The organism is Cupriavidus sp. 2SB, from assembly GCF_005503625.1.
Lineage (GTDB): Bacteria > Pseudomonadota > Gammaproteobacteria > Burkholderiales > Burkholderiaceae > Cupriavidus.
This window is the reverse complement of sequence record NZ_SCMX01000004.1, coordinates 46,067-60,459: the sequence shown is the minus strand read 5'-3', so window position 1 is coordinate 60,459 and position 14,393 is coordinate 46,067. Positions and strand designations below refer to the sequence as shown.

The 14,393-nt window shown below is 61.8% G+C and carries 14 protein-coding genes; 12 read left to right on the top strand and 2 right to left on the bottom strand.

The window, feature by feature from the left end; genetic code table 11:
- Positions 1 to 19 precede the first annotated feature (19 nt).
- The 7 genes from FFS21_RS02980 (at position 20) to FFS21_RS02950 (ending at position 6,102) form a co-directional block, all read left to right on the top strand.
- The gene (locus FFS21_RS02980) at positions 20 to 769 is read left to right on the top strand and encodes an SDR family NAD(P)-dependent oxidoreductase (protein ID WP_137923452.1); all 750 of its coding nucleotides are present in this window, start codon (positions 20 to 22) and stop codon (positions 767 to 769) included.
- Positions 770 to 844: 75 nt separating this feature from the next.
- Positions 845 to 2,176, top strand: a complete 1,332-nt coding sequence (locus FFS21_RS02975) for an MFS transporter (protein WP_137923451.1) — start codon at positions 845 to 847, stop codon at positions 2,174 to 2,176.
- A gap of 24 nt (positions 2,177 to 2,200) precedes the next feature.
- Positions 2,201 to 3,052 (top strand): transketolase, encoded by an 852-nt coding sequence (locus FFS21_RS02970; RefSeq protein ID WP_137923450.1) that lies wholly within the window; start codon positions 2,201 to 2,203, stop codon positions 3,050 to 3,052.
- Complete coding sequence (locus FFS21_RS02965) at positions 3,049 to 4,053, top strand: transketolase family protein (RefSeq protein ID WP_237380470.1); 1,005 nt, start codon at positions 3,049 to 3,051, stop codon at positions 4,051 to 4,053. The genes FFS21_RS02970 and FFS21_RS02965 overlap by 4 nt, the downstream gene beginning before the upstream one ends.
- A gap of 184 nt (positions 4,054 to 4,237) precedes the next feature.
- Complete coding sequence (locus tag FFS21_RS02960; RefSeq protein WP_349304709.1) at positions 4,238 to 5,503, top strand: MFS transporter; 1,266 nt, start codon at positions 4,238 to 4,240, stop codon at positions 5,501 to 5,503.
- 53 nt (positions 5,504 to 5,556) lie between these two features.
- On the top strand, positions 5,557 to 5,772 hold the full coding sequence (locus FFS21_RS02955) for a hypothetical protein (protein WP_137923447.1): 216 nt from the start codon (positions 5,557 to 5,559) through the stop codon (positions 5,770 to 5,772).
- A 144-nt stretch (positions 5,773 to 5,916) separates the two neighbouring features.
- Positions 5,917 to 6,102 carry a hypothetical protein gene (locus FFS21_RS02950; RefSeq protein ID WP_137923446.1) on the top strand — a complete coding sequence of 62 codons (186 nt, stop codon included), beginning with the start codon at positions 5,917 to 5,919 and terminating at the stop codon, positions 6,100 to 6,102.
- Between the two features lie 124 nt (positions 6,103 to 6,226).
- On the opposite strand, the gene FFS21_RS02945 is transcribed toward FFS21_RS02950, so the two are convergent.
- Positions 6,227 to 6,916: a GntR family transcriptional regulator gene (locus FFS21_RS02945; RefSeq protein ID WP_137923445.1), complete on the bottom strand. Its 690-nt coding sequence runs from the start codon at positions 6,914 to 6,916 to the stop codon at positions 6,227 to 6,229.
- 62 nt (positions 6,917 to 6,978) lie between these two features.
- Positions 6,979 to 7,737, bottom strand: a complete 759-nt coding sequence (locus FFS21_RS02940; protein WP_137923444.1) for a TerC family protein — start codon at positions 7,735 to 7,737, stop codon at positions 6,979 to 6,981.
- A gap of 253 nt (positions 7,738 to 7,990) precedes the next feature.
- On the opposite strand from FFS21_RS02940, the gene FFS21_RS02935 reads away from it, so the two are divergent.
- From FFS21_RS02935 to oxc, 5 genes are all read left to right on the top strand, one after another.
- Positions 7,991 to 9,022, top strand: coding sequence for a 2-dehydropantoate 2-reductase (locus tag FFS21_RS02935; protein WP_137923443.1), 1,032 nt, complete (start codon positions 7,991 to 7,993; stop codon positions 9,020 to 9,022).
- A gap of 226 nt (positions 9,023 to 9,248) precedes the next feature.
- Positions 9,249 to 9,983 (top strand): GntR family transcriptional regulator, encoded by a 735-nt coding sequence (locus tag FFS21_RS02930; RefSeq protein WP_137923442.1) that lies wholly within the window; start codon positions 9,249 to 9,251, stop codon positions 9,981 to 9,983.
- 265 nt (positions 9,984 to 10,248) lie between these two features.
- Entirely contained in the window at positions 10,249 to 11,496 is a 1,248-nt protein-coding gene (gene frc, locus FFS21_RS02925; RefSeq protein WP_137923441.1) for a formyl-CoA transferase, read from the top strand.
- Between the two features lie 127 nt (positions 11,497 to 11,623).
- A complete protein-coding gene (locus FFS21_RS02920; protein WP_137923440.1) occupies positions 11,624 to 12,406 on the top strand; it encodes a fumarylacetoacetate hydrolase family protein in 783 nt (260 codons plus the stop codon).
- A gap of 249 nt (positions 12,407 to 12,655) precedes the next feature.
- Entirely contained in the window at positions 12,656 to 14,389 is a 1,734-nt protein-coding gene (gene oxc / locus FFS21_RS02915) for an oxalyl-CoA decarboxylase (protein WP_137923439.1), read from the top strand.
- Positions 14,390 to 14,393: the final 4 nt, after the last annotated feature.

Genomic DNA, 14,393 nt, shown 5'->3' with positions numbered 1-14,393 from the left:
GAAACAAAGGAGACACGAGATGCTGGTCCAGAACAAGGTGGTGATCGTCACGGGTGCGGCTTCGCCGCGCGGTATTGGCAAGGCCACGGCCCGCGCGTTGGCCGAACAGGGTGCCAAGGTTGTGATCGTCGACCTGCAGCTTGGCGCCGCACAAGATGCCGCGGCGGATCTGGGCGAAGGCCACCTTGGCCTGCGCTGTGATGTGACGGACAAGGCGTCATGCGACGCTGCTGTCCACGCCACGATTGCCCGATACGGGCAGATCGACGGCCTGATCAACAATGCCGGTATTACTCAGCCGATCCGCACGCTCGACATCGGCGCCGTCAATTTCGACGCCGTGGTCGATGTCAACCTGCGTGGCACGCTCTACATGTCGCAGGCAGTGCTGCCGCAGATGAAGGAACAGAAGCGCGGCAGCATCGTGTGCATGTCGTCGGTGTCCGCCCAGCGAGGCGGGGGCATCTTCGGCGGTCCGCACTACAGTGCGGCCAAGGCCGGCGTGCTGGGGTTGGCCAAGGCCATGGCCCGTGAGTTCGGCGGCGATCGCATCCGCGTGAATGCCATCACGCCTGGCCTGATTCAGACAGACATCACCGGCGACAAGCTGACGCCGGAGATGCGCGCGGACATCATCAAGGGCATTCCTCTCGGCCGTCTTGGTGACGCAGGTGATGTCGCCAACGCTTGCCTGTTCCTGGTCAGCGATCTCTCTTCCTACCTGACGGGCATCACGCTCGATGTCAATGGCGGCATGCTGATCCATTGAAGCCACGCGGCCGCGGGCCGCGCCTAACATGTCAACGCACCCGGGACCACCCGGGGCACCGGCAGGAGACATTCCATGAAGACCAAATACGCAGCGTCGCCCGTTGGGGCTGACGCAGTGATGCCGCACGCCGCTCAGGCGTCGTTCGAATCGCGCACCTATGGCAAGGTGATGCGGCGCCTGATTCCATTCCTGATGCTGTGCTATCTCGGCGCATACCTGGATCGCGTGAATGTGGGTTTTGCCAAGCTGCAGATGCTCAATGACCTCCAGTTCAGCGAAACCATCTACGGCCTGGGCGCGGGCATCTTCTTCCTTGGCTACTTCATCTTCGAAGTCCCGAGCAACGTGATACTCCACAAGGTCGGTGCACGTAACTGGCTGGCGCGCATCATGCTGACTTGGGCTGTTATCTCGGCGGGCTTTGCGTTCGTCAGTACCCCTACGCAGTTTTACGTGTTGCGCTTCCTGCTCGGCGTGGCCGAAGCTGGCTTCGCGCCAGGCGTGATCCTTTACCTCACGTACTGGTTTCCGTCGGAACGCCGTGCCAAGGCGCTGTCGCTCTTCTTCATGGCCATCCCGCTCGCAGGGATCGTCGGCGGGCCGCTGTCGGGCTGGATCATGCATGCCTTCCATGGCGCGCACGACCTGGCCGGCTGGAAATGGCTGTTCCTGATCGAGGCATTGCCGTCGCTGATGCTGGGCGTGGCGATCCTGTTCTACCTCGACAACGGTATCCAGGGCGCAAAGTGGCTGACCGACCAGGAGAAGGCGCTGCTGCAACGCAACGTTGAAGGCGACAACGCGCAGAAGGTGCAGCACGTGTCGATCCGCGCCTTCATGGCCGACCGTCGTCTCTGGCTGATGTCCGCGATCTACTTCTGCGTGGTGTTGGGACAGTATGGCCTGACGTTCTGGCTGCCTACCATCATCCGCAAGACCGGTGTGGCCGATCCGGTCTGGGTGGGCATGCTGACGGCGGTGCCGTATCTGTGCGCCATCGTTGCGTTGCCGCTGATCGGCCTGTCCGCAGACCGTCGCCGCGAACGCAGGTTTCACCTCGCCATTCCCATGCTGGTAGCTGCCGTGGGATTCGCGGCGCTCCCGTTGCTCGGCAGCGTGACCGCAGCCATCGTCTGCCTGTGTATCGCTGCAGCCGGAATCATGGCTTCGTCGTCCCAGTTCTGGGCGCTGCCCACCGCCATGCTGGGTGGCATGTCGGCGGCGGCTGGCATTGCCGCTGTGAACTGTGTGGCAAACCTCGCGGGCTTCTTCTCCCCGGCTATCGTCGGCTATCTCAACGATCTGACCGGCAAATCCACCGCGGGGCTGCTCTTCATCTCGGCAACGGTCGTATTCGGCGCGCTGCTGGTGTTCTTGGTGCCGGCCAAGGCCGTCAACCGCTGATCCCATTTTCTGTCTGGAGTCATCATGAGTCTTACCAATCTCGATGTGGAGGTGCCCGTCTCGTTGGCCGAGCGCGCCTACCGTCTCCGCCGCAACGCCATTCTGATGGGAGAGGTGCAAGGGCAGGGCTATGTCGGCCAGGCGCTCGATATCGCCGACGTGCTGGCGGTGTCCTACTTCGGCGCCATGCGCTATCGCCCCGAAGACCCCGAGTGGGAAGGGCGCGACCGCTTCCTGCTGTCGAACGGCCACTATGCGATTGCGTTGTATGCAGCGCTGCTCGAAGCCGGCATCCTGCCCGCAGAAGAGCTTGAAACGTACGGAAGCGACGACAGCCGCCTGCCGATGTCGGGTATGGCGAGCTATACCCCTGGCATGGAGATGTCGGGCGGCTCGCTGGGCCAGGGCCTGACCATCGCCGTGGGTCGCTGTCTGGGCCTGAAGCGCAAGCAGTCGGATGCGTTCGTCTACACGCTCTTCTCCGATGGCGAGCTTGACGAGGGTGCCATCTGGGAGGGCCTGATGTCCGCAAGCCACTGGAAGCTCGACAACCTGATCGCGATGGTCGACGTCAACAATCAACAGGCTGACGGCCCCTCGACGCAGATCATGGCGTTCGAACCGCTCGTGCCCAAGCTCGAAGCGTTCGGCTGGTATGTGCAGCGAGTGGATGGCAATGATATCGACGCTGTAGCCGCCGCTTTCGACAACGCCCGCCATCACAAGGGCAAGCAGCCGCGCATCATCGTATGCGATACCCGCATGGGCTGCGGCGTACCGTTCCTCGAAGAACGCGAGAAGAATCACTTCATCCGGGTGGAAGCCCACGAATGGCAACTCGCGCTGCAGGCGCTGGAAGCCGGGAGACAAGCATGAGCCGCACCGCCGATACGGGTAAGACCCGCCTCAAGACGTCCGCAATGATTGCGTCGATCGCCGCAGAAGGACAGGCCACGCGCGCTGCACCCTTCGGCCATGCATTGACCGCGCTGGCCGCGCAACGTCCCGACATCGTCGGCATGACGGCAGACCTGGGCAAATATACGGACCTGCATCTCTTTGCAAAGGCATATCCCGAACGGTACTACCAGATGGGGATGGCCGAGCAGTTGCTGATGGGCGCGGCAGCGGGTCTTGCGCACGAAGGCGCGGTGCCGTTCGTGACCACGTACGCGGTATTCGCCACGCGACGTGCATACGACTTCATGCACCAGACGATTGCCGAGGACAACCTCAACGTCAAGATTGTCTGCGCATTGCCCGGCCTGACCACCGGATACGGACCCAGCCACCAGGCTGCCGAGGATCTGGCCCTGATGCGCGCGATGCCGAACATGACTGTCATCGATCCGTGCGATGCCATCGATATCGAACAGATGGTGCCTGCCATTGCCGCGCACGATGGGCCTGTCTATGCGCGTCTGCTGCGCGGGAACGTGCCCGTCGTGCTCGATGAGTACGACTACCAGTTCGAACTCGGCAAGGCCAAGCTCCTCCGAGATGGCGCGGAGGTGCTCATCATCTCGTCGGGAATCATGACAATGCGCGCGCTGGAAGTGGCCAGGACGCTGGAAGCGGATCGTGTGGGCGTTGCGGTGCTGCACGTACCGACGATCAAGCCGCTGGACACGGAGACCATCCTGCGCGAAGCGCGCAAGCCCGGACGCCTTGTGGTCGTGGCGGAGAACCACACGGTGATCGGCGGACTGGGCGAGGCGGTAGCGGGAACTTTGCTGCGCGCCGGCGTGAACGTGCCGTTCCGACAGATCGGTTTGCCCGATGCTTTTCTCGATGCCGGCGCACTGCCCACCCTGCACGATCGCTACGGCATTTCCAGTTCGGTGATGGGAGGAACCATCAAAGCCTGGCTGGGATAACGCACCACGATACTGCATGCGCTTGCGACGGGTGTTCGATGTTCCGGTCAAATCGCTGGCCGGCATTGAACACCCGGGCGCATCGACTTTCCTATCGGCACTGGACTTGGAGTGCGCTTGCGTAGGGGGCGTCCGACATCGGGTATCCTCCGCGGTGCATTTCGTATTGCTTTGAGAGGAAGTTGTGTCGCGCAGCAGTTGGGTCGTGGCGGTTGGGCCACTTTTAGGGTTGTTCATTGTCAGCTTGGGAAGCGGCTTCATGTCTTCCCTCACGTCTCTGCGGCTTGACGCCGCAAGCGTTTCGGCAACGATGATCGGCGCCATTTCGTCTGCGTATTTTGTCGGGCTGACTCTCGGTGCGGTAACCAGCGACCGGCTGATTTCCCGAATCGGTCATATCCGCTCATACAGCAGCTTTGCCTCCCTTGTCGCCATCACCTACCTGCTCCAGGGTCTGGTTTTCGATCCCTGGGTCTGGCTGCTGCTGCGCCTTGTGAATGGCTGGGCGATGGTAGGGATCTACCTCGTCGTGGAAAGCTGGTTGCTGCTCGTGGGAGATACGAAGTCCCGGGGGCGATTGCTGGCGATCTATATGATCGCGCTCTACGGTTCCATCATGCTCGCGCAGATGAGTCTGGGCGCCATTGGATCTGCGGCTGAGAGCGCGCCATTCATGGTGGCCGGTGTACTCGCCTCCATGGCGGTGTTGCCCATGGCCGTTTTGCCGAAGACTGCACCGGACGTAAGTCATGCCGAACCCCTGATGCCACAGGATCTCGTTCGCATGACGCCCGCAGGCGCAATCGGCAGCTTTGGTTCCGGTGTGGGCATTGCGGCGGTCTATACGCTACTGCCGATCTACCTGCAACGAGAGGGCATGAGCGTTGCCCAGGTTGGCCAGTTGATGGCCAGTGCCATCTGCGGCGCGATGGCGTTGCAATACCCGGTAGGACGATGGTCCGACAGGAAAGACAGGCAGAGCGTCCTGCTTGCATTGAGCGTGGGCTGCGCAGCGGTCTCGTTGGCTGTCCTGATCCTTCCGAGTTATCCGCCCTTGTTAATGGTGCTGATGTTCCTGATCGGGGGCAGCATTTTCGCTATCTACCCGGTGGCGGTGAGCCACTCGGCGGATCGTGCAGAGGCCAGCGAGCTGGTACGCGTCATTCAAGGCATGCTCCTGATCAACTCGGTCGGTTCGGCGATCAGTCCCTTGATCATTTCTCCGCTCATGAATCGGTTAGGGCCCAGCGGGCTTTTCTGGGCATTTCTCGTCCTGCACGCTGGCCTGGCGTCCTTCTTCCTGTGGCGACGCAATAGCCATCCATCCCCGACATCGGCCGCGCCATTTGCGGCAACCGCGCAGATGACCCCGATCGGGGCAGAGATCCGTGTGACCGAGGAACTGGCGCAAGCCGTCTCGGAGGCGCGAACGGAGGCGCTCGTCCCGTAACTTTTATTTTTGCGTCCACACCGCAGGCAGTCTGCAGATGAAGCACGATTGATATGAACAGCAAGCAACGCCGCAAAGCATACCGACAAAGCCCCTATCAGATCGAAACGAAGTGGATCTTTCGAGGCGCGCCCGTAATCATCACCCGCATTGCGAGCCCCACCGCAGTCATTGTCGAATTCGAGGGGGCCGGCGCGCGTACCCATGTTCCGACGCGAGCACTGGAGCCTCGCGGCCATACGGGCTGGTGGCAGGCCGGCATCCTGTGAGGGGCCGCACCGTAATGTGCTGGTTGAGTCGCGCTGACTGTTGCGCCAATCGCTACGCACTATTACCTAATGCTGCAATGCGACAAACCTTCTGCTACAATCCGGGAAAACCCCATAAGGGTAATCCCTGTAAGGAAGGACGCCATGAACACCCAATCCGATATCAAGCTGACCGATCAACTGGAACGTGACCTCATCGAGCGCGAGCTCGGTACCCAGCGTCTGGGCTTTGTGAACGACGCAAAGCGCGTGATTGCTACGGTGCAAAACGTTTTCGCCCGCCTGCAGGCGGAAGCGCGCAAGGCCAAGGTGGTCTACGCGAACGGCTGATCGACACAGCTGAATGAATGGGCGGTGCTCAAGGCGCCGCCAGCACTAAAAAGCCGGTCCTGGCCCGCTTCGAAAGAGGCGGGCCAGGACCGGCTTTTTGTTTGTATTGAGGCGGGCTGCGGAGCTAGCTGCCCGATTGCTCCTCTATCCAGAGCGTCAAGCGGGCCTTGTACGCCTGCTGGATATGGCGGCGCGTGATCTGTTCGGCTTGTTCGGGGTTGCGTGCTTCCAGGGCTTCCACCAGCGCCATATGTTCTTCGTACGAGCCGCGCGCACGTCCGGGGACGGCCAGTGTGGAGCGGCCCAGCAAGGCCATCGACTCGTGCAGCGACCGCAGCGTCTTGAGCAGATAGCGATTGTGGGCGCAGCGATGCAGGGTTTCGTGGAAGAGACGATTGTTCATCGCCAGCTTGTCCGGGTCTGTAGCGAATGACAGGTCGCGTTCGACGATATCGCGCAGCAACGAGATTTCCACGTCGGTGGCGTGTCGCGCGGCGAGCGCCGCAGCGGTGGATTCCAGGACCTCGCGCATCACATACAGTTCGCTGACCATGCTCGCGTCAAGGCGCGTAACCATCATGCCGCGATTAGGCTCATTGACTACCAGCCCTTCGGACTCCAGCCGCGAGAGTGCTTCGCGCACGGGGGTGCGGGACAGGCCGAGCGATTCGGCCAGCTCTACCTCGCGCAGGCGCGTGCCCGGCGGGAGCTGACCGGCCTGGATGGCGGAGCGCAGTTGCTGGTAAGCGCGCTCGGAGCGGGGCAGCGAAGCGCTCTGATCGCCGTCGGTGCCGGCGAGATCCGTAGGAAGCATGTAAGGACTGATGTGGGGATGACAGCAAGGCAGCCATCATACCCGGTCAGGCCTTGTCCTCACTAGTGTGCCGGGGTCTGCCCCCTCGCTTTCTCGCGGCGCCGCCGCGCCACCATGTTCAACGCTTCCACGGCGGTCGAGAAGGCCATCGCCGTATAGATATAGCCCTTCGGCACATGGTGTCCCAGGCCATCGGCGATCAGTGTCATGCCGATCATGATCAGGAAGGCCAGGGCCAGCATGACGATGGTTGGGTTGTGGTTGATGAAGTTGGCCAGCGGCGTGGCGGCGACAAGCATGACCGTGACGGCAGCGATGACAGCAACGAACATGATCGGCACATGATCGGTCATGCCCACGGCGGTGATGATGCTGTCGATCGAAAACACGAGGTCTAGCACCAGGATCTGGCCGATGGCCGCGGCGAAGCTTGGTACGGCGCGGGCGAGGGTGGAGGATTCTTCGTGCTCCGCATCCGGTGACACGTGCTGGTGGATTTCACGCGTGGCCTTCCAGACCAGGAAGGCCCCCCCGGCAATCAGGATCATGTCCCGCCAGGAAATGCCCTTGCCGAAGATGGTGAAGACCGGCTCCGTCAGCGCGACGATGATGGCGATCGTCGCCAGCAATCCCAGGCGCAGGATCAGCGCCAGGCTGATACCGATACGGCGCGCTTTCTCGCGGGTTTCTTCCGGCAGCTTGTTGGTGAGAATCGAGATGAAGATCAGGTTGTCGATGCCGAGGACGATCTCCATGGCCACCAAAGTGGCGAGAGCAGCCCATGCGGAAGGATCGCGGGTAAGGGCAAGCAGCGTTTCCATGCGAACTCCAGTTCAGAGGTAACACAGGCCGGGGGCGGCTGGCCCGCAAGCGGACAACGGGATACATGGTAGCGCACAGCCAGACGCCCGCGAAGCGGGCACAGCGCAATTAGAAGGGATCAGATGAAGAACGAGGTTGTCGAATGGCGATTGTGAAATATAGTATGTGATATACCAATGCGGATTTGAGTGGCTCCGCGTGCAGCTTTCGGCATCACATATCTAAATAAACCACCATCGAGGAGACAACCCCATGAAGATTTGTATCTACGGCGCGGGCGCCATCGGCGGCTATATGGGCGCGCAGCTTGCGCTGGCCGGCGCAGACGTGAGCTTCATCGCGCGCGGGCCGCACCTGGCCGCCATGCAGGCCAACGGCGTTCGGCTCCAGATCGAAGGCGAAGAGCGCGTCGCGAAAGTCCGTTGTACCAGCGATCCGCGCGAACTCGGCCCTCAGGACTACGTGTTCATTACGCTAAAGGCGCACCAGGTGCCGGGCGTGGTCGATCTAATGCAGCCGTTGCTCGGGCCGGAGACGGCGGTGGTCACTGGTGTGAACGGCATTCCGTACTGGTACTTCCACGGCCACGGGGGCGAGTTCGCCGGGCGCACGCTGGAGAGCGTTGACCCGGGTGCCAAGCAGTGGAATGGTCTCGGACCCGAACGCGCGATTGGCTGTGTGCTGTATCCCGCCGCCGAAATCGTGGCACCGGGCGTGATCAAGCATGTGTACGGCAAGAAATTTCCAATTGGTGAGCCCGATGGTACCCGCTCGGACCGCGTGACGCGCCTTGCGGAGATGATGGCCAAGGCGGATCTCGATGCGCCGGTTCGCGACAACATCCGAGACGAGATCTGGCTCAAGCTGTGGGGCAACCTCTGCTTCAACCCGATCAGCGCCCTGACGCATGGGACGCTGGACATCATCACCTCGGACCCTGCCACCCGCGGGCTGTCGAAGCAGATGATGCTCGAGGCCAAGGACATCGCGGAACGGTTCGGCGTGCATTTTCGTGTCGATGTGGAGCGGCGAATCGATGGGGCCGGCGCGGTGGGCGCGCACAAGACCTCGATGCTGCAGGACCTGGAGGCGGGCAGGGCGATGGAGATCGATCCGTTGCTGACGGTGGTGCAGGAGATGGGCCGCATGATCGGTCAGCCGACCCCGATGATCGACGCGGTGCTCGGCTTGATCAAGCAGCGGGATCGCATGGCGCAGGCTACCGCGTCTGCGCCTGTGGCTGTGGCCGCGCCTCAAATTGAGAAAGTGGCGAGGGCGGCGTAACACGCGCGGCGTTAAACGTCCTTCGGAAGTGCCGTCTTTGTGATATACCATATACAAAAGGGCCGGTCCCGCCTCTTCGCCTGTGATTCCATTCGGTTGCCTGCCAGATTCATGAGCAGAACGCATGGGGTCATGCCAAACTGAGCGCGTTGACGTTCAGGAAGAGGCGGGTCGCCGCTGCTCGCCAGACTGGCGGGCAGGGCGCCGGCCATTGACGAGTGTATTCATGTCTGCCCAAAGCGAATCCGAAGTCCAATCGCATGGTCAACCGCCCGCCGGGCTGGCGCTGTCCTTGCAACCTATCAATGCGGGGGCAAGCCTGCGCGACCAGGCGTATGCGATGCTGCGCCAGGCGATTGCCGACGCCGATATCTATCAGTCGCGTGACGAAGTACGCCTTGACGAGCGCGTGTTGTCCGAAAGGCTAGGCGTAAGCCGCACGCCGATTCGCGAGGCCATGACGCTACTCGAGCAGGAAGGTTTCCTGCGTACGGTGCCACGACGTGGTATCTACATTACGCGCAAGACCAAGCGCGAGATCGTCGAGATGATTCAGGTCTGGGCGGCGCTCGAAAGCATGGCCGCGCGTCTGGCCACGCAGAATGCCACCGACGCGGAAATCGGCAAGCTGCGCCATATGTTCGACAGCTTCCGCGACTCCACGCCCGCCGAGCATATCGAGGAATACTCGGACGCGAATATCGTCTTTCACCAGGCGATTGTGCAGTTGTCGAAGTCGCAGGTCATCATGGACCAGATCAAGAACATCTTCGTTCATGTGCGAGCCATTCGAAAAATGACGATCTCGCAGAGCGACCGCGCCGCGCGTTCTATCGTTGATCACCTGCGGATCATCGAGGCGCTGGAAAGACGCGACACGGAGCTGGCCGAGCGGCTGGTTCGCCAGCATTCGCTGGACCTGGCAGAGTACGTGGAGAAGAACTGCGACTTCCTGGACTGACGTCGGAGTGACGTCTTGCACGCTGCCTGGCAGGTGTCAGGGATAGCTAGCCACAACCGATTTCACCGCATCATTTGAACCCCGACAGCCTTGCGGCTCGTTGGGGTTTTTTCGTTGCGCGGTCTGGGCGCAGAGCGTGTCCACGCAGCTTGCTGCGGCGCAGTATCGAAAGCTGCTGAATTCGGGTTTAAACCCCCTTGCATCTTGGTGATATACCACATACTGTATGTCAAAAGCACAAACACACATCATCAGGAGACGCAGCATGGGTGACACTCACACCGAACGGAAAGCGCTGGACGGTATTCGCATCCTGGACATGACGCACGTGCAGGCCGGGCCTTCGGCCACGCAGTTGATGGCCTGGATGGGCGCCGACGTGATCAAGGTTGAAATGCCTGGGCGCGGCGACATCACGCGTAGCCAACTCCGCGACGTGCCGAATGCCGACAGCCTGTACTTCACCATGCTGAACAGCAACAAGCGTAGCCTGACGCTCAATATGAAGACACCGGAAGGCAAGGCGCTGCTTGAGGACCTGATCCAGCAAAGCGATGTGCTGATCGAGAATTTTGGCCCAGGTGTGCTGGCCCGCGCCGGATTCGACTGGGAGAACATCCAGACCCTGAATCCGCGCATGATCTACGCGTCGATCAAGGGTTTTGGTCCCGGGCCGTACCAGGACTGCAAGGCCTATGAAAATGTGGCGCAGTGCATGGGCGGTTCCGCGTCCACGACTGGCGAATCGCATGGTGTGCCGACGGTGACGGGTGCACAGATCGGCGATTCGGGCACGGGCGTGCACTGCGTGGTTGGCATCCTGGCCGCACTGCTGCAGCGCGAACATTCGGGTCGCGGTCAGCGCGTGGAAGTGGCCATGCAGGACGCCGTGCTGAACCTGTGCCGCGTGAAGCTGCGTGACCAGCAGCGCCTCGAGGCTGGCCCGCTGCGTGAGTACCCCAATACCGAGTTCGATGACCACGTGCCGCGCGCCGGCAATTCGTCGGGCGGTGGTCAGCCGGGCGCTGCGCTGCGCTGTGCACCCGGCGGCCCGAACGACTATGTCTACGTCATCATCCAGCCGCAGGGCTGGGAGCCGCTGATGCGCCTGTGCCGTCGCGAGGACCTGATCACCGATCCGGATTTCGCCACGCCGGAAGTGCGCCTGAAAAAGCTCGCGGCCTGTTTCGGCATCATCGAGCAATGGACCCTGGGCCGCACCAAGTTCGAAGTCATGACCGCGCTCAACGACGCAGATGTGCCGTGCGGCCCGATCCTGTCCATGAAGGATCTCATCGAAGACAAGTCGATGTACGAGCGGGGCTACCTGGTGGAACTGGATCATCCGACGCGCGGTAAATACGTGCAGTTGGGTTCGCCGATCACGTTGTCCGACTCGCCGGTGAGCGTCGAGCGCTCGCCGCTGCTGGGTGAGCACACCGACGAGATTCTGGAATGGCTGGGACGCTCGCCGGCACAGATTGCGGCGCTACGCGTAGCGGGAGCCGTCTGACGCGAGGCGCGCGGCTCACTGGCCGTCGCCCGTCACCCGTCACCCGTCACTGGCCCCCGACTGGGGGTCCCAATCCCTGCTGAGAGCGCAGGCGCGACACGCACGCGTCTGCCTGAGGAGCTCTGCCGTGCAAACCTGGATTCGCTTCCGCCGCCCCGACGGCGACACTGCTTATGGCCGGCTCGACGATGGCGATGCCGACCGCGTCATCGAATACGATGGCCCTGGCTATGCCGATTCCCGTCCCACCGGTAGCGTCTATAGCTACGCCTCGCTGGAACTGCTCGCGCCGTGCCTGCCCGGCAAGATCGTGGCGCTATGGAACAACTTTCACGCCCTTGCTGCGCGGCTGGAGAAGTCGGTGCCCGTGCATCCGTTGTTCCTGCTGAAGCCGGCCAGTTCACTGGCTGGTCCCGGCGACGCGATCGTTCGTCCGAGCGGCTACGCCGGCAAGATCGCCTATGAAGGCGAACTCGGCATCGTCATCGGCCGTGAATGCCGCAACGTGCCATTGAACGAAGCGGCCGCGCATATCTTCGGCTACACCATCGTCAATGACGTGACGGCGGGCGAGCTGCTCAATGCCGACCCGAATTTCCCGCAGTGGACGCGCGCCAAGGGTTCCGACACCTTCGGTTGCATCGGTCCGGCCATCGTCACCGGATTCGACTGGCGCAGTGCCAGCGTGGTGACGCGCCTGGATGGGGTCGAGCGCCAGAACTACCCGTTGTCCGACATTGTGTTTTCTCCGGAAGAGCAAGTCAGCCGTCTGTCACAGGACATGACGTTGATGCCGGGCGACGTGATCGCAGTTGGCACGTCGATCGGAGTCGGGTCGATGAAGGACGGTTCGGTGGTGGAGGTATCGATTCGCGGAATTGGCTCGCTGGTCAACCACGTGCGCGGCTAACCAGGCAGAACTCAGGGGAATCGGTAATTCCCCTTAATTTGCGTCTATTTGTCACGAAATGCTGCGGTGCATCGACGAAAGTTCGTCGGAATAGTGGGAAATAACTTGCTGATCTTTGATATATCACATACGGTATTTCAGCGTTAGAGAAGTACAGCGAATCGAAAGGGAGGAGACACCGTTCCATCCGACCGCTGACACCAAAAAAGACAGTCCAATCCCGTCAAATTTGCATAGAAGGAAGCAACCATGGCAGAAGTCGGAAACGAGCTGCAGCGTCACGCTGCGGAAGAACATCAGGCACAAACCGATGGTTTTCACCTGGTCATCGACGCGCTCAAGCTGAACGGCATCGAGAATATCTACGGCCTGCCCGGCATTCCGGTCACCGATCTGGCCCGTCTGGCACAGGCCAACGGCATGCGCGTCATCAGCTTCCGTCACGAGCAGAACGCAGGCAACGCCGCAGCCATCGCTGGTTATCTCACGCAAAAACCGGGGGTTTGCCTGACGGTGTCCGCACCCGGGTTCCTTAACGGTCTGACTGCGCTGGCGAATGCCACCACCAACTGCTTCCCGATGATTCTGATCAGCGGCTCCAGCGAGCGCGAGATCGTCGATCTGCAGCAGGGTGACTACGAAGAGATGGATCAACTGGCCATCGCCCGTCCGCACGCCAAGGCTGCCTTCCGCGTGCTGCACGCCGAAGACATCGGTGTGGGGATCGCGCGTGCCATTCGTGCTGCCGTGTCCGGCCGTCCGGGCGGTGTGTACCTGGACCTGCCGGCCAAGCTGCTGGGCCAGTCGATGGAAGCAGAGAAGGGTCGCAAGTCCCTGATCAAGGTGGTGGACCCCGCTCCGCGCCAACTCCCGGCACCGGATTCGATCGATCGCGCCGTGGAACTGCTGAAGGGCGCCAAGCGTCCGCTGATCCTGCTGGGCAAGGGTGCCGCCTACGCCCGTGCCGACGAGGATATCCGCGCGCTGGTGGAGAAGACCGGCATTCCGTATCTGCCGATGTCCATGGCCAAGGGCCTGCTGCCCGATACGCATCCGCAATCGGCATCGGCCGCGCGCTCTTACGTACTGGCCGAAGCGGACGTGGTGCTGCTGGTGGGCGCCCGCCTGAACTGGCTGCTGTCGCACGGCAAGGGCAAGACCTGGGGCAAGCCCAAGCAATTCATCCAGGTAGATATCTCGCCGACCGAGATGGACAGCAACGTGGCCATCGCCGCGCCGGTAGTGGGTGATATCGGATCGTGCGTATCGGCACTGCTCGACAAGATTGGCAACAACTTTGCCAAGCCGGGCGCGGAGTGGATCAACGCCGTGGACGAGCGCAAGGACAAGAACCTGGCGAAGATGGCCGAGACGCTGGCCAAGGACACGTCGCCGATGAACTTCCACAGCGCGCTGCGCGTGCTGAAGGATGTCGTCAAGGCCAACCCGAGCATCCCGTTTGTCAACGAAGGCGCCAACACGCTGGACTATGCCCGCGCCGTCATCGACATGTACGAGCCGCGCAAGCGCCTGGACGTAGGTACGTGGGGCGTGATGGGTGTAGGCATGGGCTATGCGGTGGCTGCGGCGGTGGAAACCGGCAAGCCGGTGCTGGCGGTGTGCGGTGACAGTGCATTCGGCTTCTCGGGCATGGAAGTGGAGACAATCTGCCGCTACAACCTGCCGATCTGCGTCGTGGTGTTCAACAACAACGGCGTCTACAAAGGTATCGACAAGAACCCGACGGGCGGTTCGGACCCGGCCGTCACGATGTTCGTGCCGGGCGCCCGCTACGACAAGATGATGGAAGCGTTCGGCGGTGTCGGTCACAACGTCACCACGCCGCAGGAACTGGAAGCGGCAGTCAATGAAGCATTGCGCTCGGGTAAGCCCACGCTGGTCAACGCCGTCATCGATCCGGCTGCCGGCACGGAAAGCGGTCGCCTGACCAACCTGAATCCGCAAAGCTCGGCCAGCAAGTAATTCA